This window comes from Novosphingobium sp. TH158, from assembly GCF_002855555.1.
Classification (GTDB): domain Bacteria; phylum Pseudomonadota; class Alphaproteobacteria; order Sphingomonadales; family Sphingomonadaceae; genus Novosphingobium.
The window spans coordinates 1,825,159-1,845,375 of record NZ_PKRT01000001.1; the positions used below are offsets into that span (position 1 = coordinate 1,825,159).

The following is a 20,217-nucleotide window of genomic DNA, read 5'->3' on the forward strand; positions in this document are numbered from 1 at the left end:
CCGGCAGGAGCGTTCCCGTGACAAGCGCTCCGCTTGAAGGCGTAAAGGTCGTCGTCCATGCCAATGGCGTGGCGGCGGCCTACGCCGCCCGGCTGCTCTCTACCCTCGGGGCGGAGTGCCAGCTGGTCGAAGGGTCGCAAGGCTCAGGGCTGCGCGGGGAGGCTCCCTTCCTTCCGGGCAGTGAAACCTCGGCGCTGTTCGCCTACCTGACGGTGGGCATGACAGCGCGCACGGTGAACCTGGCAAACGCGGAAGAACGCGCAGCCCTTCTGGGCAGTGCCGACATCTTCATCGACGACACCCCGATCACCCAGCGCGCCGCGCTGGGGCTCGATCAGGCGAGCGTCGCCGAACACCACCCGGACCTGATCCACGTTTCCACCCTTCCCTTCGGCGCCCACGGCCCCAAGGCAGAGTGGAAGGGCGAGGAGATCAACGTCCTCCACGCCTCGGGCGAGGGCTTTCTCCTCCCCAACGGCCTGACCACCGAGCTTTTTCCCGATCGCCCGCCGGTCAAGATTCACGGCCACTTTACCGAGATGCAGGGTGGCACCGCCGCCGCGCTCGGCGCGCTCTCGGCGCTGTGGGCAAGGCCAGAATGCGGCGGCCAGTTCGTTGACGTGGCCAGCCAGGATGCCGGCCTGTCGGTAGGCGCCTTCGCCATCCAGCGGCTGGGCGACGGATCGGTCGAACACCGCGTCGAACGCTCGTTCCGCTTTGGCGGCGTGATCGAATGCGCCGACGGTTTCGTCGAGCTGCTGACCCTGGAACAGCGCCAGTGGACCGGCCTTGTCGACCTGCTGGGCAACCCGGACTGGGCGCAGGACCCAGAACTGGCGGACAGCGTTTCGCGCAGCCGCCGCGGCCCCGAAATCAACCGCCATATCCGCGAGTGGGCCCGCACCCGCCTGGTCGACGATGTCGTCCGCGAGGGCCAGGCCCGGTCCGTGCCGCTTGCGCGCTATTACAAGCCGGCAGAGGTTCTTGCCGATCCGCACGAAGAATTCCGCGGCCTGTTCCAGCAGATAGACGTGCCGGGATCCGGTCCGCTCGCCATGCTGGTCTCGCCCTTCCATTTCGACGGCGAGCCGCTCTCGCTGCGCGGAGGCGTTCCCGAATGAAACCGCTCTCCGGAATCCGCATTGCCGATTTCACCGTGCACAACGCCGGACCGTTCTGCACCAACCTGCTCAGCCAGCTTGGCGCCGAAGTGGTGAAGGTGGAAAGCGCCATGCGCCCCGATGCCTTCCGCAAGCCGCACCCGGTCTATGGCCGCGAGGGTCCGGCAACCTTCGACCAGGTGGCATCGACCAAGCTTTCGATCCGCATCAACCTCAAGAAGCCGGAAGGCATCGCACTGGCCAAGCGGCTTGTTGCCGTGTCCGACATTGCTGCCGAAAGCTTTCGTGCTGGCGTGCTGGCACGGCTTGGGCTGGGCTATGAAGCGCTGCGGCAGGTCAAGCAGGATATCATCCTGCTGTCCGTATCGTCCTGCGGGCAGGAAGGGCCGGATTCGCACTTCGCCGGCTATGCTCCGCTGTTCGGCGCCTGGGGTGGCCTTTCCGACCTGACCGGGTTCGAAGACGGACCGCCCGTGGAAATGCGCCACGTGATGGATCACACCGTGGGCATGCATTCCGCTGTCGCCGTCATGGCCGCGCTTCACCGCCGCCGTGCGACCGGACAGGGCGCCCATGTCGATGTCGCGGCGCGCGAAGTCGCCTCAGCCCTGTGCGGCGAGGCGCTGCTGCTGGCGGCCGCAGGCGGAAAGCCCGCACGCATGGGCAACCGTGCCGAAGGGCTGGAACCGCACGGCGTGTTCCCCGCACAGGGCGAAGACCGCTGGATTTCCATCGCCGTTCGTACCGATGCCGAACGCGCGGCGCTGAAGGGGCTGACCGGCGATCTTTCCGATGCCGCCATCTCCGCATGGACTTCGGCTCGGGAAGCCAATGCCGCCGCCGCAGAACTGCAGGCAGCGGGGATCGCCGCCCATGTCAGCTGGACCACGCCGGAAATCGCCGGCGATGCCCACCTGCAGGCCCGCGGCGCCATCGTCGAAGTGGCCGAACCCGACGGGAAGAAGCGTGCCGCCGTTGCCGTGCCGATGCGCCTTTCCAAGGCCCCTGAAATCGGCATTCATCGCGGCACGCCGCAACTCGGCGAGGACGAGGACTATATCTATGGCGAGCTGCTTGGCCTGAGCCGGGCAGAGCGCAACGATCTGGAAAAGGCCGAGGTCATTTACTGACCGGGCCCATGGAGAGGACCCAATGAGCAACCCGACCCTTGGCTTCATCGGCTTGGGCGTGATGGGCGCGGGCATGTGCGCCAACGCCATCCGCAAGCACGCCGCCCCGGTCCACGTGTTCGACCTCAACGCCGAGGCGCTTGCCGCGCAGCTGGCGAACGGCGGCGTGGCTGCACCCAGCGTCGCGGCTGTGGCCAGCGCAGCCTCGGTCATTTTCTTATCGCTGCCGGGTGGCAAGCAGGTCCGCGCCGTTTGCGAGGAAATTGCCGCCCATGCCGCGTCCGGTACGACCGTCGTCGATCTCTCGACCACGGCCGTCGTCGATGCGCGCGAAGTTGCCGCCATGCTGGCGGAGAAAGGCATCGCCTTTGCCGATGCACCGGTTGCGCGCACCCGGCAGGCAGCCATCGATGGCACGCTTTCGATCATGGTCGGCGCATCCGATGCGGTGTTCGCACAGGTCCAGCCGCTGCTGTCCTACATGGGCAGCGACGTGACCCATTGCGGCGATGTCGGCTGCGGGCAGGTGGTCAAGCTGATCAACAATACCCTGCTGTTCGAACAGGTTGCCGCAATTGCCGAGATGATGGTGGTGGCAGAGCGTGCGGGCGTGACGGGCGACAAGCTGATCGAGGCCGTGGTCCTTGGCTCGGGCAATTCCTTCGCGCTGCAGAACCACGCGAAGAAGGCCATGGCCCCGCGCCTGTTTCCCGAAAAGGCCTTTCCCAGCGATTACGTGCTGAAGGACATGGGCTATACCATCGAGCTGGCCGGGCAGATGGGGGTTGAACCGCGCATGGCGAACCGGGCGGCCGAATATTACAAGCGCGCGGTGGACTCCGGCATCGGCGCAAAATACTTTCCCGCCATCATCGAACTGGTGGAGGGCAAGGCGTGAAGACCCTGACGCTCGATTACCGGATTGTCACCGATGGCCTGATCTTTCCGGAAGGTCCGATCGCCATGGCCGATGGCTCGGTGCTGGTGGTCGAGATCAAGGGTGGCCGGCTGATCCGCGTGCGGCCCGATGGCGCGAAGGAAGTGGTGGCGGAACTGGGCGGCGGCCCGAACGGTGCTGCCATCGGGCCCGACGGAGCCTGCTATGTCTGCCAGAACGGCGGCTTCCACTGGCTCAAGGAAGATATCTTCGGCGTGAAGGGCTATGACCGCCCGCACGGCCGCGCGCAAGATTACACCGGCGGATCGATCCAGCGGGTTGACCTGGCCACCGGCGAAGTCACCACGCTTTACACCCATTGCGAAGGCAAGCCGATCAACGGGCCCAATGACATCGTGTTCGATGCCAATGGCGATATGTGGTTCACCGATCATGGCAAGACCTATGACGGCGTCATGGACCAGGGCGCGATCTATCACGCCGCTATCGACGGTTCGTGGATCAGGCAGGCGGTATTCCCCATGCTGACGCCCAACGGTGTCGGCCTTTCGGCGGATGAGAAGGTGCTCTACGCATCGGAAACCGAAACCGGGCGGCTGTGGCAATGGCCGATCACGGGGCGCGGCGAAGTGGCGAAGAAGCCGTGGCCCTCGCCCAACGGCGGCACGATGATCGGGCAGGCGACCGGCTATCAGCGCTTCGATTCGATGGCGATCGAGGAATGCGGCAACATCGCCGTCGGCACGCTGGTTACAGGCGGCATCACCGTCTTCTCCCCCGAGGGCGAGAAGCTGGAATACTGGCAAGGGCCCGAGCCTTACTGCACCAACATCTGCTTCGGCGGGCCAGACATGAAAACCGCCTACATCACGGTTTCTGGCCACGGCCTGCTGATCGCCGTGGACTGGCCAAGGCCGGGCCTGAAGCTGCTGCACCAGCGGTAAGCACGGCGGCTCCCGCAGCGGTTTTCCGACTTCCCAAACGAATATGCCAGGGGGCCTGTAAGCCGGGTTCTGTCCCGCCGACGGTATGCGAAAATCGCACCGTATCGGCGGTGGCAGCCATTCATCTAGGCCATGCATTGCTGCGTGGCTCAAGCAACCAACCCGGGCGGTCGATGCGAAACACATCTACCGGTTCCGAAGAACCGACGCGCCGCCCCTATTCGGTCTTGCTCCGGGTGGGGTTTGCCGTGCCGCTCCTGTTACCAGTCGCGCGGTGCGCTCTTACCGCACCCTTTCACCCTTACCCCATGGAATGGGGCGGTCTGCTCTCTGTGGCACTTTCCCTGAGCTTCCCTGCAAGCAGGTCGCCCGGCGGGCGTTACCCGCCACCCTTGTTTCGTGGAGCCCGGACTTTCCTCGGGACCTTGCGGTCACGCGGCTGCCCGGCCCCCTGGCTGCGCCCGCTTAGCACGCTTCGCTGGCGGCGAACACCTCCGTGTTCGCCAGTGCCGCAAGCAAGGTGCGGATGCACCTTGCGCTCCCTGGTCATCTCGCCTTGCCAAGATCCCGCTGCAGCAGCAGCTCGAACAGCAGGGCGCTGATCTCTCCGTCGATCTCGCCGGTGATGCGTTCGGGCCGCCAGCGCCGCTCGAACGCGCGGACGGCGGCGCGGCCATCGGTGATGTCATAGCCGAAGCGTTCCAGCGCGAGGAAGAAGGCGCCGTCATTGTCGAACACCAGCCGGGCTGAGGAGCGCGGCGCGGGCAGCGCAAGCTTGTAGCGCGCCAGCCGCTCCCACGGGAACAGTTCGCCCGGATCCTCCTTGCGAGTGGGGGCGATATCGGAATGGCCGACCACGTTCGAGCGGGAAATGCCGTGCCGCCGCTTGATGTCGGCCAGCAGCGGCAGCAGCGCCTCGATCTGGGCATTGGGGAAATCGCGATAGCCGAATTCGTGGCCGGGGTTGACCAGTTCGATCCCGACGCTGGCCGAGTTGACGTCGGTTATCCCGCGCCAAAAGCTCTTGCCCGCATGCCAGGCCCGGTTCTCTTCGGCGACCATCTGGGTGACGGTGCCATCCTCGTCGATCAGGTAATGGGCCGAAACGCCGGCTTCCTCGCTGCACAGCCGCTCCAGCGCCTCGTCTGCCGATTGCATCCCGGTATAATGCAGGACGACCATCGACACCGGCAGGGCGCGCGCGTTGAAATTGGGCGATGGCACCTGCCGGTGAACCAGCCAGCTGCGCATCGCGCCCAAGCCCTCAGGCCCCCGGCAGCACGGCGCCGAGCACCAGCGCCTCAGAGGTCAGGGCATATTGCACCCCGCCCCCCATTTCGCGAGCCAGCGCCTGAACCAGCGCGGCGGGCGCGGTGCGGCTGGAAAGTTCTTCCTCTGGCAGGGTGCCATCAAGCGCGCGACCGACGGTTTCGTCAAAGGCGATGCGCGGGCCCGACGCGCGCACCGCGATCTCGCTGGCGCCCTCGTTGATCTCGGCGCCCACTTCCAGCGTACCGCCGCGCACCAGCGCTTCCATGCCGAACAGGGCAAGGTTCAGCAGGACCTTCACCGCCGCCTTGGGCATGGCATCGGCAGACACGTTCCAGCTGAGCGTGATCCGTTCGTTGTTGCTTACCAGTCCTTCCACCAGGGCGCGCGGTTCGGCCACGGAAACCAGTTCGCCAAAGCCGCCCGCCGCCCCGAAGGCGAGCCGGAAGAACTTCAGCTTGTCGGCGCTGGCCTTGGCGCTCTGCTCCAGCAGTTCAACGATCCGCGCCCGCATTTCGCCGTCGCGTTCCTCCGCCAGCAGCTCAAGCCCGTTCGACAATGCGCCCACCGGACTCAACATGTCATGGCAGAGGCGCGAACAGAGCATGGCGGCAAGATCGGTGGCGGAAATGGTCATGAACGGTCCCTGCAAACTTTCCATACCCTTACAACCGCCCGAGTCGCGTGGGAAGCTACGCAAATTGGCGGACTGTGGCTTTCTCGCCACTTGTCACCGCCGATTCCATGCCCAAGTCCAAGCCCATGCAGGGGGGAGAGCACATCCTATCCGGCGTGATCGCCACCGGGGGCGAGCGGCTCGACAAGGCGCTCAGCACCGCCAGCGGCCTTTCGCGCGAGAGGGTGAAGGCGCTGCTGGGCGAGGGCCGGGTCGAACTGGCCGGGAAGGTGGCCAGCCAGGCCTCGCTCAAGGTTGCCGAGGGCACAGCCTTTGCCATCCGTGTGCCCGAGGCCGCGCCGGCTGAAGCGCAGGCCCAGGATATCCCGCTTTCCATCGTCTACGAGGACGATCACCTGATCGTCGTGGACAAGCCCGCCGGGCTGGTGGTGCACCCGGCTGCGGGCAACCTTGACGGGACGCTGGTCAATGCCCTGCTGCACCATTGCCGGGGCCAGCTTTCGGGTATCGGCGGCGTCGCCCGGCCCGGGATCGTCCACCGCATCGACAAGGACACCTCCGGCCTGCTGGTCGTCGCGAAGACCGACAAGGCGCACGAAGGCCTTGCCCGCCAGTTTGCCGACCATTCGATCGAACGCGCCTACCTCGCCATAGTCGGCGGCCATCCTATGCCGCCTGCCGGAACGGTGCGCGGCGCGATTGCCCGTTCAAGCACCAACCGCAAGAAGATGGCGCTGGTGGAAGACGGGCGCGGCAAGCATGCCGTCACCCATTACCGCACGCTGGAGCGGCTGACCCATTCCGCACTGGTCGAATGCCGGCTGGAAACCGGGAGAACCCACCAGGTTCGCGTTCATATGGCATCCATCGGGCATGGGCTATTGGGAGATCCGACCTATGGCAGGACCCCGGGACCATTGCGTGGATTGTTGAACCGAATCGGTTTTCACCGCCAGGCGCTGCATGCCGCAGTGCTGGGCTTCATCCACCCTGTTACGGGCGAATCCCTGCGCTTTTCAGCCACGTTGCCCGCCGATCTGGAGACACTGTTGGTCGATTTGAGATGATTTTTTCGCGTTGATTTGCTAGAAGAAACTCCGTGGCCGCCGCGGGGGGATGCCTCGGAAGGGTCCCCTATGGGCTGCCGACACGAAAGGACGATTGAAGAAGATGTCCGACCATGACCGCACCACGCAGGGTAACCTGCCGGCCGCGCCGAATGCCATGCCTACCCTGGGTGGCGAGGCTGGGCTGAACCGTTACCTGAGCGAAATCAAGAAGTTCCCCGTGCTGACCGCTGAGCAGGAATACATGCTCGCGAAGCGCTATGCGGAACACGAGGATCCCGAAGCAGCCCGGCAGCTGGTCTCCAGCCACCTGCGACTCGTGGCGAAGATCGCCATGGGCTATCGCGGCTATGGCCTGCCGGTGTCCGAACTCATCTCCGAAGGCAATATCGGCCTGATGCAGGGCGTGAAGAAGTTCGAGCCCGATCGCGGCTTCCGCCTGGCAACCTATGCGATGTGGTGGATCAAGGCCTCGATCCAGGAATTCATCCTGCGCTCATGGAGCCTGGTGAAGATGGGCACCACGGCCGCGCAGAAGAAGCTGTTCTTCAACCTGCGCCGCATGAAGAAGAACCTCGATGCCTACGAGGATTCCGACCTCCACCCCGAACAGGTGAAGGCCATCGCCACCAAGCTCGGCGTGTCGGAAACCGAAGTGGTCAACATGAACCGCCGCATGATGATGGGCGGCGATGCCTCGCTCAACGTTTCCCTGAACGAGGAAGGCGAAGGCCAGTGGCAGGACGTTCTGGCCGACGAAGGGCCGCTGCAGGATGAAACCGTCGCCGAGGCAGAGGAGGCTGGTTTCCGCCATGCCCTGCTGCTCGAAGCGATGGAGAGCCTGAACGAGCGCGAGCGCCACATCCTCACCGAACGTCGCCTGATCGACGATCCCAAGACGCTTGAGGAACTGTCGCAGACCTACAACGTCAGCCGTGAGCGTGTCCGCCAGATCGAGGTGCGCGCTTTCGAAAAGCTGCAGAAGGCCATGCTGCGGATCGCCGGGGAAAAGCGGCTGATCGCAGCCTGAGCCGGCAAAGATGGAGTTGCCAGCGCGCGGCATCGGCGGATAGATCATAGCCGCATATGCCGCGCCGCTTCCGCTTGCCCCGCCTGCCGCGCCCCGGCCCCAACCGGGGCTGGCTTTACCGTTCGGCATGGTGGGTTGCGCGGGCCTTCATCTGGTTCGTGACGATCAGCCTTGGCCTTGTCCTGCTGTTCAAATGGGTGCCGGTGCCCGTCACTGCGACCATGGTGATGGACCCCAACGGCTTCGAGAAGGACTGGACCCCGCTCAGCCGCATCGACCGCAACATGGTCGCCGCCGTGATCGCCGGGGAAGACGGGAAGTTCTGCTCGCATAACGGCTTCGATATCGACGCGATCGAAAAGGCCTACGAGCGCAACCAGAAGGGCAAGCGCATCCGCGGCGGATCGACGATCAGCCAGCAGACCGCCAAGAACGTGTTCCTGTGGCAGGGGGGCGGCTATTTCCGCAAGGGACTGGAAGCCTGGTTCACCGTGCTGATCGAGAACATCTGGGGCAAGCGGCGGATCATGGAGGTATACCTCAACGTCGCGGAAACCGGGCTTGGCACCTATGGCGTCGAAGCCGGGGCGCAGCGCTATTACAAGCACTCGGCCGCGAAGCTGAGCCGGATCGAGGCAGCGCGCATCGCCGCTGCCCTGCCCAGCCCCAAGAAGCGCGAAGTGGTCTCTCCCGCCGGGTTCACCCGCCGTCACGGCAACGCCATCGCCGCGCGCAGCAGCGTGGTGAAAACGTCCGACTACGATGAATGCGTCTATGAGTGATCGGCTAACCGCGCGCGGATGAAGTCTGCGCTGGCGGCAAAGACTTCACCTGCCCCCGTGGCATCCATCGCCCGGGTGACAGCCACGTGCTCCATGCCCTCTGCCACCAGCAATCGCGCGCCGGGCCCCAGCCGCGCCGCAAATGCACGGGCATCGTCGAGCAGGACTTCGCCCGAGCCCACCGTCACCAGCAGCGGCGGGAAGTCGGCCGGATCGGCGAACAGGGGCGAGGCCAGCGGATCGCGCGGATCGTGGCCTTGCAGGTAAAGCCCCGCCGCTGCCTCTGCCGAGGCCCGCGAAAACAGCGCATCGCTATCGGCATTGGCTGCATAGCTGTCGGCTGTGATGGTTAGGTCGAGCCACGGCGAGTGCAGCAGCATCCCGGCGAGTGCGATGCCCGCCCCCCGCGCTGGTCCTGCAAGCGCGGCCGCCAGGCCACCGCCGGCCGACCCGCCCGAAAGGAACAGCGGACCTGCACCCGCAAGGGCGCGAACAAGCTTCATGCCGTCATGCAGCGCGCCGGGAAACGGCCGCTCTGGGGCGAGACCATATTGCGGCACAATTACCTCCACGCCGCACGCCAGCGCGAGGCGCTGAGCGAACGGGCCCTCCATCTCCGGCGCGCCCAGCCGGTAACCACCGCCGTGGAAATGCACCACAGTTCCAACCGGCTCGCCGCCGGGGCGCCAGCGCAGCCCGCGCAGGCCGTCGATCCAGTCCTCGACCGGTGGCGGATTTGTCAGCCAGGCTCCGCGCGCGACGGCCGCCGACAGCCCCTCGCGGGCGGGCAGCAAGTCGGCAGGCGGCGCATGGCCGGGCCGCTCGGGCGGCAACAGCGCGGTCACCTGGCGGCTGCGACCGATGCCTCAAGGCTGCGTGCGATCCGCGCCGCGCCGGCTTTCTTGAGCTCCGGGATCACGTAATCGCCCAGCAGGCTGATCGATTCGAGCACGGCTTCATGGGTGAGATGGCCGAAGTTCACGTAGCAGAGGACCTGGTCCACCCCGGCCTCTTCATACTTGAGGAACTTGGCGAGGCATTCCTCGGGCGTGCCGACGATGACCATGTCCTCCTCGTCGAACTTCTCGATCTCGAACTCGCCATCGGCCTGCTTCTTGAGCAGCGGAAAGGCCTTTTCCTGCGCTTCCTTGGGCAGGTGGGCGAATTCCCACTTCAGCAGGAACTGCGCCACCGTGGTGTACCACCACCACATCGATTCCCACAGCTTGTTGCGTTCGAAGTCGGCACGGCTGCGGGCACAATGCACCAGCGTGTAAGTGCCGACCTTGTTGGTGTGAATGCCCGTCAGCGGCTTGGCCCGGCTCTGCCCCTCCTGATAGGCGGCAAGAATCTCCGACAGCTTGGACAAGGGCTGCATGATCGAGAAGCACAGCAGGCCGAGCCCGTTCTCGCCGGCGAAGCGGGCGCTTTCGTGGCTCGATGCGGCGAGCCAGACGGGCGGATGCGGATCCTGCCAGGGCTTTGGCGTGACCATGCGCGGCGGGAACTTCAGGAACTCGCTGTCCTCCTCATAATATTCGGCCTCCCACATGCCGACCACGGTCCTGGTCGCGGCCAGCATCTTTTCCTTGGAACGCGCGATATCGACGCCGAAGGCCATCTGTTCCATCGGGGTGGAGCGGCCGATGCCCCATTCGACGCGGCCTCTCGAGAGGACATCAACGGTCGCCACCTTTTCCGCCACGCGCACCGGGTGGATGAATTCATGGGGCATCAGCGTGACGCCGAAGCCCAGGCGGATATCCTTGGTGATCTGGCTGAGCGCGCCAAGCACGGCTTCCGAGCAGGGCATGTGGCTGCGCCCTTCGCGGAAGTGGTGCTCAACGCACCAGGCAGTGTGAAAGCCCTTCTTGTCGGCCAGCACGATCTGTTCGATCGCATTGTGATAGCCCTTGCGCTCTGCCTCGCGCTGGCCCCACGGGTGCGGCTTGTCCCAGGGCTGCGGGGCTTCGAATTCGTAAAGCAGGCCCAGTTCCATCAGCGTTCACTCCCTACTTGCTTGCGGCTTTTGCGCGTACCGGCGCAGAACTTGGTGGAGAGCGAACGATCGACGACAATCGTCTGCCCCGAAACGCCATTGGCGAGGTCCGACAGCAGGAAGACGATCATGTTCGCCAGCTCTTCGGGCAGGGTGAAGATCACCGATCCGTCATCGACAACGTTGGCCGCCTTGCGGCGATTGATCACCCGGGTGGTCAGCACCCCGCCCGGCGAGACCGTGTTCGCGCGGATGCCGAATTCATGCCATTCGTTGGCCATGGTGCGGGTCAGCGCCGAAATTGCTGCCTTTCCGGCGCCATAGGGGCCGTGCCACGGCGCCGCCGCGATCGCCGAGACCGAGCCGACGTTGACCAGCGACCCGCCATGCCCCGCAGCGATCATGTGCCGTGCGGCATCGCGGCAGATCATGAAGATGTAATCCAGGTTGATCGCCAGTGTCTGGCGGAAGCTGGCGGTCGGCGTTTCGTCGAGCGGGATCCACTCTTCCTCGCGCGTGCCGCCCGCGACATTGGCGACACCATCGATCCGGCCGAAACGCTCCACGACCCTGCCGACCACGGCCTCGCACTGCGCCTCGTCGGAAAGGTCGATCAGCGCGGTGGCGATCGTGCCGCCAAGCGCTTCCACATCCTCGCGCACTTCATCGAGCAAGGCCTGTTCGCGGTCGATGGCAAAGACGCTGCCCCCCGCCTGCACCACCGCGCGCGCCGTGGCACCACTGATGCCCCCGCGCCCGGCACCGCAGATGAGGATGACCTTGCCGGTCAGGTCGATGGCGATTGACATGCACTCTCCCGCAGATTATTTTGCAATGTCGAATATTATTTCGTATTGTTGATGCTGTCGTGATTCAGCGCGGGAGTCAACCGCGAAGGAGTGCCGTGGCCCGTCCCGCCCTGTCCGCCACGCGCGGGCTCGATATCGTCGATTTCCTCGCGGCATTCCCGACGCGCGATTTCACGCTTTCCGAAATCGTCCGGGCCACCGGGATCAATCCCGCATCGTGCCATGCGGTTCTCAACGCCCTTGCCGATCGCGGCTATGTCGCGCGGGCACCAGGGCAGAAGGCCTTTCGCCTTGGGCCGGTGCTGATTGCCGCCGGCGATGCGGCGCTGCGCGCCCACCCGCTGGTTGCACTTGCCCGCGAGGCCGCGAGCGAGCTGGCTGCAGACCTCGACATCCCGGTGATGATGAGCGCCGCGGTCGGCGATGACATTGTCGGCATCATTGCCGTGGCCGATTCCCGCGGGCGCATGCCCGGGCTGCGCACCGGCGAGCGCCGCCCGCTGGTGCCGCCGCTGGGTGCCCCCTTCGTGGCATGGGACGATGAAGAGGCCATTGCCGCATGGCTGGCCAAGGGGAACGATAGTGGCTCCGAGGCCGAGGCCGTCCAGCGCGCCAGCCTCGACCTTATCCGGCAGCGCGGCTTCCAGGTGGCGCTGCGCGGCGCTGGTGCACCGCGGCTCGGTCCCGAGATCGGCGACATGGCCCGCGGCCGCGAGGCGCCGCGCTATCGCGATCACATGGTCGGGCTGATTTCCGGACTGGGGACCATCCCCATGCCCGAGGAAATCGAACCCGAAGCCCGCTACGACATTGTCCTGATTGCCGCGCCGCTGTTCGACCGGGCCGGCGCCTGCGCCTTCAACCTGTGCCTGACCGATTTCCCCGCGCCGCTGTCGGGCCGCGAAGTCCTGGCCTGCGCCGAACGCCTGCAGGCCGCCTGCCTGAACGTGATGCAGGCCGACCGGGCCTAGGCCGCTGGCGCTGAAAGATCACCGAAGCCGACGCGCACGAAACTCGCCCCCTCCTCCTCGGTCCGCAGGCTGTAGGTGGTATCGCGCGCCACATAGATCGCATCGCCGAAGCCCAGCCGGTCACGCCCGTGAAACAGCGTTCCTGAAAGCACGAAGATCACCTCGTCCTCGGGGTGGCTGTGCGGGGGCTCGTGATGGTGCGGCATATATTCGGTGCGCTGCACGTTCGGCATTCCCGCCATGCCGTGCCGCATCAGCCGCTTGAACCGCAGGCTGGCGTCACCTTTAGCATATTTCGCCTTCCAGTCGCCGTCGACCTGTTCCCATTCGCTTTCGGCATCGCGCATCAGGACAATCTTCGGCATCGGCGTTTCCTCACATCGGGCTCGAACCATCCTGCGCGCCACAGCGGCGTGCAGCAAGGTGCCAACCGTCCAGAGCGGCTTGCCGGGCTGACACGCGCCATCGAGCGAGCCGGCTTTCCGCCTCGGCCAGCGCTTCGGGTGTATCAACGTCGAGAAGTTCCTCCCTGCGGGCATCGACAAGCGACACGTCTCCCCTTCCCCGCAGGATCCGGGCAGCCCCCACGTCGCCACCCAACGCCTCAAGCTCGCCAAACAGCGATGCCGGGATCAGCGCCGGCACTCCGGGCGCAAAATCGTGCGAACAGGCTGCCGGGGCGCGTGCGCCGGCCAGGCGAAGGAGGAACTGCGAGGAGACGAGTGGCATGTCCGCCAGCGTGACAAGCAGGGCACCCGCAAGCCGTTCGCGCGCCAGCCGGGCCGCCAGTGCCACCGATGTTCCAAGGCCTTCGGCAGCCCTCGGGTTCTGAGCGATCTCGCAGTCCACCCAGTCGGGAATCGTGCCCCCGGCAATCCAGATTACCGGCAGGCCCGTGCCCTTGGCGGCCTCCAGCGCCCAGAGCCCCAAGGGCTTGCCGCCGCAGGGCTGGGCCAGCTTGTCAGCGCCGAACCGGCGGGCGCTGCCGGCACCAAGCACGGCTATCAAGATATCGGCGGGGCGGCTCATGATCGCGCGAAGCTTGCGCTATGCAGGCGGCAACGACAAGTCGGGAGAGCGACAGTGAACCGCATCGAAGGCCTGATCGAACGGGCAAAGCAGGCTGCCGGCAGCGACCATTTCGGCCCGGACGGCTGGCAGGAAGGGCTGGAACGGCTGGTCCATTCGGCCGAACGCGACGCCCGTCACACCGCCATGGGCGCGGCCGTCTTCGATGGCATGGTCGTCGACCTGCTGAGGCAGCGGCTTGAAGTGGAATCGTGGTACGCCCGGCACCCGGAAATCGATGACGAGCAGATCGTCGCGCCGCTGATCGGCCTTGGCCTGCCGCGCACCGGCTCGACCGCATTCTCCTGCATGCTGGGCGAAGACCCGCACGTGCGCACGCTTCGCACGTGGGAGCCGATGCAGGTCTGCCCGCCACCCGAAAAGGCGACCTATGCCAGTGACCCCCGCATCGCCCTGGCCGAAGCATCGATGAAAGTGCGCAACGAGCGCTTTCCACGCGCCAAGCAGATGCTGCCCAGCACGGCCACTTCGCCAACCGAATGCCAGCTGCTGATGGGCATGGATTTCAAGGCGCAGATCTTCCAGGCCATGCACCAAGTGAAAAGCTATGTGCAGTGGCTGCACTTCGAAGCCGACCTCAAGAGCACCTACCGCTGGGTCAGGCGCGTGCTCAAGCTGCTGCAATGGCGCTGTCCTTCGGACCTTGGCCCGCACACCCACTGGCGGCTGAAGAACCCCAGCCACATCCTGTGGATCGATGACCTCGATACCGTGTTCCCCGATGCGCGCTTCTGGATGACTCACCGCGATCCGGCAGATGTCATCACCTCGGTCGCCGATCTCTATTATGAATATACCAAGCCGTTCACCGATTCGGTGGACATGGCCTGGCTGGGCGCGATCAACATCGAATATTGCGAAGAGGGCATGAAGCGGGTCATCGCCTTCCGCGAAGGTGGCCATGACCACCGCTTCTTCGACGTGAAATTCGCCGAGTTCCAGACAGACCCCTGGCCGTCGATCGAATCCCTCTATCGCTGGCTCGGCGAGGACTTCACGCCGGAAGCGCGCGCCGGGATGGAGCGGTGGCGAGCAGAAACCCCGCGCGACAAGCATGGATCGCGCACCATCGATCCGGCAGACTACGGGCTGGACAAGCAGACCCTTCGCGCTCGCTTCGGCTTTTACCGGGATCGTTTCGGCGTCTGACCGGGGCGGGCGCGCTAACGACCCCACGCAAAACAAAACGCGCCGAAAAGGCGCGTTGGACAATTGATCTGATTTGGAAACTGGAGCGGGCGAAGGGATTCGAACCCTCGACCCCAACCTTGGCAAGGTTGTGCTCTACCCCTGAGCTACGCCCGCTCTGGCGCCTTGGAACGGTCTGGACCGTCCGGGTGAGGCGCGCGGTTAGCATCGGGTTTTGCCCTTGCCAAGGGGATTCTTCATGGAAAATGCAATCCATCGGTTTCGCGCGCTTTGCGGGCTTCACAATTCCGTGGCAGGGCCCACATAGAAGCGGAAAATGAAAAGGAGTTTGCGCGTGGCGAGCATGGGACTGAACATCGAGGAACAGAAGGCCGTAGACCGGTTCCGCAAGGCCGTGGTCGAACCCTCGATGACCTCGCTGGTCGTGCTCGATTTCTGGGCGGAATGGTGCGGGCCGTGCAAGGCGCTGGCGCCGCTGCTGGAAAAGGTCTGCGCCGAATATGCAGACAGGGGCGTGGTGCTGGCCAAGGTCAATGTCGATGAGGAAAAGTTCATCGCCAGCCAGTTCCAGGTCCGCTCGATCCCTACCGTCTACGCCATTTTCCAGGGCCAGCCGGTTGCCGACCTGACCAACGCACGCAGCGAATCGCAATTGAAGGGCATGCTGGACCAGCTGCTTGCCAAGCTGCCAATCCAGCCCGGCGGCGCCCCCGAACAGGACATTGCCCCGCTGATCGCCATGGGCGAGGATATCCTGGCCACCGGCGATGGCGAACGGGCGGTCGGCATCTTTTCCCAGATCGTCGAGATCGCGCCCGATTCGGTTCCCGCCCATGCGGGCCTGATTCGCGCCCTGGCCCTGGCGGGACAGGTGGACGAGGCGCGCGCCGTGATGGCCGCTCTTGATCCGGCGGTCGCTGCCGATCCGGCGCTCGCCCAGGCAAAGGCTGCGGTGGAGCTCGCCGCAGATCGCCCTGAAGACAGCGAGCTGGCCACGCTGCGCGCCGCTGCCGCCGAATCGCCGGCCGATATGGACAAGCAGTTCGCCTGGGCCAGCGCCGCCTTTGCCGCAGGGCAGCGCGATGCCGCCGCCGATACGCTGCTGGCCATGGTGGCCGCAGACCGCGAATGGAACGAGGGCGCCGCGCGGACCAAGCTGCTGCAGATCTTCGAGGCCATCGGGCTTGAGGATCCCTGGGTCGCCGCCACCCGCCGCAAGCTTTCGACGGTGCTGTTCGGCTGACGCGCGATGGCGGCAAAGCGCATCTCGATCTTTCCCTTGCCCGGCGCGGTTCTCTATCCGGGGCTGCAACTGCCGCTGCACATTTTCGAGCCGCGCTATCGCGCCATGGTAAAGGATGCCCTCGCACGGGATCGGCGGATCGGCATGATCCAGCCGCAACGGAGCGAGGAAGGGGCGCCGCTGTTCGCCATCGGCTGCCTCGGCAAGATCGACGAGGTCGAGGCATTGGAGGACGGCCGGTTCAACCTGGTCCTCCAGGGCGAATCACGGTTCCGCCTGCTGCGCGAACTCGACGTGACCACGCCGTTCCGTCAGGTCGAAGGCGAACTGATCGACGAGCCGGAATACGAAGCGCTTGCCGCGATCGAGCGCGCCAGCTTCGAACGCGAGGCACGGCGCTTTGCCGATGCGCAGGGCTATAGCGTTGACTGGGAATCGGTTGCGCGACTTGACGACGTCTCGCTGATCAACGGCGTTGCCCAGATCGCGCCGTTCGATCCCGCATCGAAGCAGGCGTTACTGGAAACGGACGGGATCTCCGCGCGCTGCGAACTGCTGGTGCAACTGATGCAATTCTACGGCAGGCGCGATTCGGACGAGGATCGCGCCACGCTGCAATAGTCAGCCGCGTTCGCTGGCCCGCGCGATCACCAGTGCGGCGGCAACCAGCGCCATGCCCAGCAGGTCGAGGATACCCACCGCCTCGTTGAAGGCCAGCCAGCCGGCGAGCACGCCGATCACCGGCTGGGTAAGCAGCATCAGCCCGATCACCAGTGGCCGGAAGTGGCGCAGAGAATAGACCAGCAGCCCCTGCCCGATCACCTGGCTGGTCACGGCCAGCCCCAGAACCGGCCACCATGTCTGCGGCCAGACCGGCTCGCCCAGCAGCAGCGCGATGGCCAGCAGCAGCGGTGCGCTGGCAAGGCTGGACCAGGCGAGCAGCGCCCAGTTGCCCAGGCTCGCCCGCGCCTTCTGCAAGGGTATCAGGTAGAAGGCATAGCACAGCCCCGCAAACAGGCTGAACAGATCGCCCGCGAAGGTGCGTGCCGAAATGTCGAGGCTGCGGCCGAACAGGATCGCCGCCCCGGCCATCGCGGCGAGGATCGCCACGACCTCGGCAGTCCGGGGCCGGCGCTGCAGCGCGACAAGCCCCCAGATCATTACGATCAGGCTGCCGGCATTGCCGAACAGCGTGGCATTGCCCAGCCGGGTCATGCCGATGCCGATATGCCACGATGCCAGGTCCAGCCCGAAGAACAGGCCCGCAGCGATGACCATGATGAACGTGCGGCGGGGGAATTGGGTTACGCCTTGTCCGCTGGCCCGCGCGAACAGGAAAAGCAGCGGGATCGGCAGCAGTACGCGCCAGAAACCGGCGGAAACGGGCCCGCTGTCTGCCATGCGCACCCACCACGGCCCGAGCGCGAGCGCGGCATTGGCACCCAGCAGGGCAAGCAGGTGGCGCCAGGCCCAGCCGGACCCGGGCGCAGTTCCGGCGGGACCGCTGGTCAAGGCCGGCCTATTCGCCTGCCGGTGCCGCATCGGGTGCGGCGGGTGGTTCTGCCGGGGCCTCTGCCGCGGCGCCTTCCTCGGCCGGTTCGTCACCCGGCTTGGTCGCCGACTTTTCGACCTTAGGCGCAAGCGGTGGCTGCGAAGTGGCGGTATCGAGCGGGAGCATGGCATCGCTCACCGAACCGGGGAGGATTTCGCCGCCGGCCTGGGCCTGTGCGGCAGGCTTCTTGTCGCCACAGCCGGCCAGCGCGGCAAGGCCGATCAGCGCGGCGATGAGCAGGTGCGGCTTGGTCATCACGATCCTTCCGGCAGGCAGGGCACGTTCAGCCGGTCAAGGAATTCGCCGGCACGGGCCAGCAATGCCCGATCCCAGTCCTCGATGGCAAGGGGGGGGCCCAGGCGTTCGAGACTGGTGACACCGGCATCGCCGATGCCGCAGGGCACGATGCCGCCGAAATGGGCAAGGTCGGGTGAAAGGTTCACGGCAAAGCCGTGCATCGTCACCCATTTGCGGATGCGCACGCCGATCGCGCCGATCTTGGCTTCCGATCCATCGATGTCCCGCGTCCAGATGCCGATGCGGCCCGGCACGCGCCATGCCTTGACGTCGAAATCGGCGAGCGTGTCGATCACCCAGCCTTCAAGCGCATGGACGAAACCGCGCGCATCGCGGGCGCGCTTGCGCAGGTCCAGCAGGACGTAGCCGACCCGCTGGCCCGGGCCATGATACGTGTACCGCCCGCCGCGTCCGGCTTCGACAACCTCGAAACGCGGGTCGAGCAGTTCGGCAGAAGCCGCGCTGGTGCCGGCGGTATAGACTGGCGGATGTTCCAGCAGCCAGACCAGTTCCTGCGCCTCGCCGGCGGCAATCGCCGCGTTGCGCGATGTCATCTCGTCAAGCGCGACGCGATAGGGAACGCGCTCGCTTTCCACGCGCCATTCGATCCCGGGGGGAAGACCTTCGACCATGCGCGGTTGCCTGCCGGGCTTTGCCGTGGTTATCAAGGGGCCAATACACCGCACCAAGGGGGAACCATGCAATTCGACAGCAACCGCGCCTGGCAGGAAGCCGCTGCCGCTGCCAGCGCGAGCCGTTCGATCCTGCTGCCGGTCGCGGGCGTGTTCTTCCTCATCCCCGCCGTCGCCTCCTCGCTGTTCCTGGGTGAGACGCAGGCGATGATGATGGCGAACCTGGGCAACCAGGACGTGCTGGACCGCATCATCGAAGCCGACATGGGCAAGATCGTGGGCATCAGCCTGATCGCCTTCGTTGTGCAGCTGGTGGGCTACCTTGCCGTGCTGACCCTGTTGACCGACCGCAGCCGCCCCACCGTGGGCGAGGCCATTGGCCGCAGCGCCGGATTCTTGCCGACGGTGATCGGCGCCTCGCTGATCGGCTATGTCATCATGATGGTGGCGGTGATGCTGGTGGCCATTGTCGGGGCCATTCTTTCGGCGGCGCTAGGCGCGGCAGGTGCGGTTCTGATGGTGGCCGGGATCCTTGTCGCCATGACTTTCGTCGCGGTGAAGCTGTCGCTGACCCTGCCGGTCGTCGTGGTCGAAGGTGAGCGCAACCCCTTCTCGGCGCTCTCGCGCTCATGGCGGCTGACGCACGGCAATACGGGCCGCCTGCTCGGCTTCTACCTGCTGCTGTTCATCGGCTACCTGGTGATCGCCGTGATCGCCATGGTCTTTGTCGGCGCCATCGCCGGCTTGGCGGGCGGCGCGGCAAGCAAGGCGGCGCTGGTCCTGACCGGCGTTGTTTCGGGAGCCATCGGGGCCGTGGTGGCCGTGCTGCTGTGCGCCGTGCTGGCAGCGGTTCACCGCCAGCTTTCGGGCCGGTTCGACAGCGACGTCAGCGATACCTTCGCCTGATCAGGCGTCGGCCGCGGTATCCTTCCAGCCCCAGAACAGCTTGCAGGGCAGGATATTGAACAGCTCGAAGCTTGAGTCGATGCGATTGAAGTGGCGGGCCATGAAGTCCCGCGCCTTGGCGGAGAACTGATAGACCAGGAACGCCCCGCCCGGGCGCAGCACACGATGGGTCGCGGCGGCGATGGCAGGTCCGACGCCATCGGGCAGGGTCGAGAACGGGAGGCCGGACAGCACGTAATCGGCATGATCGCGCCCATGCGCGCGGACGATTTCCTCGACGTCGGCGGCCGATCCAAGCACCGCGGAAAAGCGGCTGTCCGTGATCGTTGCGCGCAGGTAATCGATGTAAAGCGGGTTGGTATCGATCACGATCAGCTGGCCATCGCGCCGCAGCCGGTTGAGCACCGGGCGGCAGAAGGTACCGACGCCGGGGCCGTATTCGACAAAGACCTTGCACTCGTCCCATTTCACCGGGGCCAGCATCTTGGCGATGGTGAAGCGCGACGAAGGGATGATCGAGCCGACCATCACCGGATGCTCGATGAACCCTTCCAGGAATACGCCCTTGGGGCCCATCATCCGCGAAAGACGGCGCATGATCCTGCGCGGCCAGGCTTCGCGGGCTAGCTCGGAGCTGGTCATAGGGAAAAGACGTCCACGGACAAATGCATAGGTTCAGGCGGCGTTTGCAA

At 65.6% G+C, this 20,217-nt stretch carries 23 protein-coding genes, 1 tRNA gene and 1 other RNA gene; 12 read left to right on the top strand and 13 right to left on the bottom strand.

The genetic code is table 11. The features are described 5' to 3' along the window. The first annotated feature begins 17 nt into the window (after window positions 1–17). From C0V78_RS08985 to C0V78_RS09000, 4 genes are read left to right on the top strand one after another with little or no spacing between them, the layout of a single operon-like run. Window positions 18–1,121, top strand: coding sequence for a CoA transferase (locus tag C0V78_RS08985; RefSeq protein WP_101797404.1), 1,104 nt, complete (start codon window positions 18–20; stop codon window positions 1,119–1,121). Continuing rightward, entirely contained in the window at window positions 1,118–2,251 is a 1,134-nt protein-coding gene (locus C0V78_RS08990; RefSeq protein ID WP_101797405.1) for a CaiB/BaiF CoA-transferase family protein, read from the top strand. The genes C0V78_RS08985 and C0V78_RS08990 overlap by 4 nt, the downstream gene beginning before the upstream one ends. Then, on the top strand, window positions 2,223–3,149 hold the full coding sequence (locus C0V78_RS08995) for an NAD(P)-dependent oxidoreductase (protein ID WP_371514442.1): 927 nt from the start codon (window positions 2,223–2,225) through the stop codon (window positions 3,147–3,149). Before C0V78_RS08990 ends, C0V78_RS08995 begins: the two co-directional genes overlap by 29 nt. Beyond that, a complete protein-coding gene (locus C0V78_RS09000) occupies window positions 3,146–4,093 on the top strand; it encodes an SMP-30/gluconolactonase/LRE family protein (protein WP_256385667.1) in 948 nt (315 codons plus the stop codon). Before C0V78_RS08995 ends, C0V78_RS09000 begins: the two co-directional genes overlap by 4 nt. A gap of 42 nt (window positions 4,094–4,135) precedes the next feature. On the opposite strand, the gene rnpB is transcribed toward C0V78_RS09000, so the two are convergent. From rnpB to C0V78_RS09015, 3 genes are all read right to left on the bottom strand, one after another. After that, window positions 4,136–4,548, bottom strand: an RNA gene (gene rnpB / locus C0V78_RS09005) — RNase P RNA component class A. A gap of 91 nt (window positions 4,549–4,639) precedes the next feature. Then, window positions 4,640–5,344 carry an N-acetylmuramoyl-L-alanine amidase gene (locus tag C0V78_RS09010; RefSeq protein WP_101797407.1) on the bottom strand — a complete coding sequence of 235 codons (705 nt, stop codon included), beginning with the start codon at window positions 5,342–5,344 and terminating at the stop codon, window positions 4,640–4,642. 13 nt (window positions 5,345–5,357) lie between these two features. After that, window positions 5,358–5,999, bottom strand: a complete 642-nt coding sequence (locus C0V78_RS09015; protein WP_101797408.1) for a histidine phosphotransferase family protein — start codon at window positions 5,997–5,999, stop codon at window positions 5,358–5,360. Window positions 6,000–6,124: 125 nt separating this feature from the next. Here C0V78_RS09015 and C0V78_RS09020 point away from each other — a divergent pair, with 125 nt between their 5' ends. From C0V78_RS09020 to mtgA, 3 genes are all read left to right on the top strand, one after another. Beyond that, entirely contained in the window at window positions 6,125–7,066 is a 942-nt protein-coding gene (locus tag C0V78_RS09020) for an RluA family pseudouridine synthase (RefSeq protein ID WP_101798284.1), read from the top strand. A 103-nt stretch (window positions 7,067–7,169) separates the two neighbouring features. Beyond that, a complete protein-coding gene (gene rpoH / locus C0V78_RS09025) occupies window positions 7,170–8,096 on the top strand; it encodes an RNA polymerase sigma factor RpoH (RefSeq protein WP_101797409.1) in 927 nt (308 codons plus the stop codon). A 56-nt stretch (window positions 8,097–8,152) separates the two neighbouring features. Next, window positions 8,153–8,878, top strand: coding sequence for a monofunctional biosynthetic peptidoglycan transglycosylase (gene mtgA / locus C0V78_RS09030; RefSeq protein ID WP_101797410.1), 726 nt, complete (start codon window positions 8,153–8,155; stop codon window positions 8,876–8,878). Here mtgA and C0V78_RS09035 read toward each other — a convergent pair. Genes C0V78_RS09035 through C0V78_RS09045 form a run of 3 tightly spaced genes read right to left on the bottom strand, consistent with a single transcriptional unit; the run spans window position 8,869 to window position 11,686 of the window. Then, window positions 8,869–9,723, bottom strand: a complete 855-nt coding sequence (locus tag C0V78_RS09035; RefSeq protein WP_101797411.1) for an alpha/beta hydrolase fold domain-containing protein — start codon at window positions 9,721–9,723, stop codon at window positions 8,869–8,871. The genes mtgA and C0V78_RS09035 overlap by 10 nt on opposite strands. Then, a complete protein-coding gene (locus tag C0V78_RS09040) occupies window positions 9,720–10,877 on the bottom strand; it encodes an LLM class flavin-dependent oxidoreductase (protein ID WP_101797412.1) in 1,158 nt (385 codons plus the stop codon). The genes C0V78_RS09035 and C0V78_RS09040 overlap by 4 nt, the downstream gene beginning before the upstream one ends. Further along, window positions 10,877–11,686 carry an SDR family NAD(P)-dependent oxidoreductase gene (locus C0V78_RS09045; protein ID WP_101797413.1) on the bottom strand — a complete coding sequence of 270 codons (810 nt, stop codon included), beginning with the start codon at window positions 11,684–11,686 and terminating at the stop codon, window positions 10,877–10,879. Before C0V78_RS09045 ends, C0V78_RS09040 begins: the two co-directional genes overlap by 1 nt. 95 nt (window positions 11,687–11,781) lie before the next feature. On the opposite strand from C0V78_RS09045, the gene C0V78_RS09050 reads away from it, so the two are divergent. Next, window positions 11,782–12,657 carry a helix-turn-helix domain-containing protein gene (locus C0V78_RS09050; RefSeq protein WP_158241520.1) on the top strand — a complete coding sequence of 292 codons (876 nt, stop codon included), beginning with the start codon at window positions 11,782–11,784 and terminating at the stop codon, window positions 12,655–12,657. Here the strand turns inward: C0V78_RS09050 and C0V78_RS09055 are convergent. Beyond that, a complete protein-coding gene (locus tag C0V78_RS09055; protein WP_101797414.1) occupies window positions 12,654–13,022 on the bottom strand; it encodes a cupin domain-containing protein in 369 nt (122 codons plus the stop codon). The genes C0V78_RS09050 and C0V78_RS09055 overlap by 4 nt on opposite strands. Window positions 13,023–13,032: 10 nt before the next feature. Continuing rightward, window positions 13,033–13,686, bottom strand: a complete 654-nt coding sequence (locus C0V78_RS09060; protein WP_101797415.1) for an NTP transferase domain-containing protein — start codon at window positions 13,684–13,686, stop codon at window positions 13,033–13,035. A 54-nt stretch (window positions 13,687–13,740) separates the two neighbouring features. On the opposite strand from C0V78_RS09060, the gene C0V78_RS09065 reads away from it, so the two are divergent. Continuing rightward, window positions 13,741–14,895, top strand: a complete 1,155-nt coding sequence (locus C0V78_RS09065) for a sulfotransferase (RefSeq protein WP_101797416.1) — start codon at window positions 13,741–13,743, stop codon at window positions 14,893–14,895. 81 nt (window positions 14,896–14,976) lie between these two features. On the opposite strand, the gene C0V78_RS09070 is transcribed toward C0V78_RS09065, so the two are convergent. Beyond that, a tRNA-Gly gene (locus tag C0V78_RS09070) sits at window positions 14,977–15,051 on the bottom strand. Window positions 15,052–15,238: 187 nt separating this feature from the next. Here C0V78_RS09070 and C0V78_RS09075 point away from each other — a divergent pair. Together C0V78_RS09075 and C0V78_RS09080 are read left to right on the top strand one after the other, a co-directional pair. Next, window positions 15,239–16,138: a tetratricopeptide repeat protein gene (locus C0V78_RS09075; protein ID WP_101797417.1), complete on the top strand. Its 900-nt coding sequence runs from the start codon at window positions 15,239–15,241 to the stop codon at window positions 16,136–16,138. Between the two features lie 6 nt (window positions 16,139–16,144). Then, window positions 16,145–16,759 carry an LON peptidase substrate-binding domain-containing protein gene (locus C0V78_RS09080; protein WP_101797418.1) on the top strand — a complete coding sequence of 205 codons (615 nt, stop codon included), beginning with the start codon at window positions 16,145–16,147 and terminating at the stop codon, window positions 16,757–16,759. On the opposite strand, the gene C0V78_RS09085 is transcribed toward C0V78_RS09080, so the two are convergent. The 3 genes from C0V78_RS09085 to lipB are packed head-to-tail and all read right to left on the bottom strand — an operon-like array spanning window position 16,760 to window position 18,619. Then, entirely contained in the window at window positions 16,760–17,650 is an 891-nt protein-coding gene (locus C0V78_RS09085) for a DMT family transporter (RefSeq protein ID WP_254049871.1), read from the bottom strand. A 7-nt stretch (window positions 17,651–17,657) separates the two neighbouring features. Then, the gene (locus tag C0V78_RS09090) at window positions 17,658–17,945 is read right to left on the bottom strand and encodes a hypothetical protein (RefSeq protein ID WP_101797420.1); all 288 of its coding nucleotides are present in this window, start codon (window positions 17,943–17,945) and stop codon (window positions 17,658–17,660) included. Beyond that, the gene (gene lipB, locus C0V78_RS09095; protein ID WP_101797421.1) at window positions 17,945–18,619 is read right to left on the bottom strand and encodes a lipoyl(octanoyl) transferase LipB; all 675 of its coding nucleotides are present in this window, start codon (window positions 18,617–18,619) and stop codon (window positions 17,945–17,947) included. Before lipB ends, C0V78_RS09090 begins: the two co-directional genes overlap by 1 nt. Before the next feature lie 66 nt (window positions 18,620–18,685). Here lipB and C0V78_RS09100 point away from each other — a divergent pair, with 66 nt between their 5' ends. After that, window positions 18,686–19,525 carry a glycerophosphoryl diester phosphodiesterase membrane domain-containing protein gene (locus C0V78_RS09100; protein ID WP_101797422.1) on the top strand — a complete coding sequence of 280 codons (840 nt, stop codon included), beginning with the start codon at window positions 18,686–18,688 and terminating at the stop codon, window positions 19,523–19,525. Here C0V78_RS09100 and C0V78_RS09105 read toward each other — a convergent pair whose 3' ends face one another. Then, a complete protein-coding gene (locus C0V78_RS09105) occupies window positions 19,526–20,167 on the bottom strand; it encodes a class I SAM-dependent methyltransferase (protein ID WP_101797423.1) in 642 nt (213 codons plus the stop codon). Window positions 20,168–20,217: the final 50 nt, after the last annotated feature.

Excerpts from the sequence above, each read along its gene's own strand:
- C0V78_RS09015 (WP_101797408.1), bottom strand. The coding sequence starts at position 5,999 with ATGACCATTTCCGCCACCGATCTTGCCGCCATGCTCTGTTCGCGCCTC.
- rpoH (WP_101797409.1), top strand. The coding sequence starts at position 7,170 with ATGTCCGACCATGACCGCACCACGCAGGGTAACCTGCCGGCCGCGCCG.
- mtgA (WP_101797410.1), top strand. The coding sequence starts at position 8,153 with ATGCCGCGCCGCTTCCGCTTGCCCCGCCTGCCGCGCCCCGGCCCCAAC.
- C0V78_RS09060 (WP_101797415.1), bottom strand. The coding sequence starts at position 13,686 with ATGAGCCGCCCCGCCGATATCTTGATAGCCGTGCTTGGTGCCGGCAGC.
- C0V78_RS09080 (WP_101797418.1), top strand. The coding sequence starts at position 16,145 with ATGGCGGCAAAGCGCATCTCGATCTTTCCCTTGCCCGGCGCGGTTCTC.
- C0V78_RS09055 (WP_101797414.1), bottom strand. The coding sequence starts at position 13,022 with ATGCCGAAGATTGTCCTGATGCGCGATGCCGAAAGCGAATGGGAACAG.
- C0V78_RS09075 (WP_101797417.1), top strand. The coding sequence starts at position 15,239 with ATGGGACTGAACATCGAGGAACAGAAGGCCGTAGACCGGTTCCGCAAG.
- C0V78_RS09090 (WP_101797420.1), bottom strand. The coding sequence starts at position 17,945 with ATGACCAAGCCGCACCTGCTCATCGCCGCGCTGATCGGCCTTGCCGCG.
- C0V78_RS09020 (WP_101798284.1), top strand. The coding sequence starts at position 6,125 with ATGCAGGGGGGAGAGCACATCCTATCCGGCGTGATCGCCACCGGGGGC.
- C0V78_RS08990 (WP_101797405.1), top strand. The coding sequence starts at position 1,118 with ATGAAACCGCTCTCCGGAATCCGCATTGCCGATTTCACCGTGCACAAC.
- C0V78_RS09010 (WP_101797407.1), bottom strand. The coding sequence starts at position 5,344 with ATGCGCAGCTGGCTGGTTCACCGGCAGGTGCCATCGCCCAATTTCAAC.
- C0V78_RS09045 (WP_101797413.1), bottom strand. The coding sequence starts at position 11,686 with ATGTCAATCGCCATCGACCTGACCGGCAAGGTCATCCTCATCTGCGGT.
- C0V78_RS09100 (WP_101797422.1), top strand. The coding sequence starts at position 18,686 with ATGCAATTCGACAGCAACCGCGCCTGGCAGGAAGCCGCTGCCGCTGCC.
- lipB (WP_101797421.1), bottom strand. The coding sequence starts at position 18,619 with ATGGTCGAAGGTCTTCCCCCCGGGATCGAATGGCGCGTGGAAAGCGAG.
- C0V78_RS09040 (WP_101797412.1), bottom strand. The coding sequence starts at position 10,877 with ATGGAACTGGGCCTGCTTTACGAATTCGAAGCCCCGCAGCCCTGGGAC.
- C0V78_RS09105 (WP_101797423.1), bottom strand. The coding sequence starts at position 20,167 with ATGACCAGCTCCGAGCTAGCCCGCGAAGCCTGGCCGCGCAGGATCATG.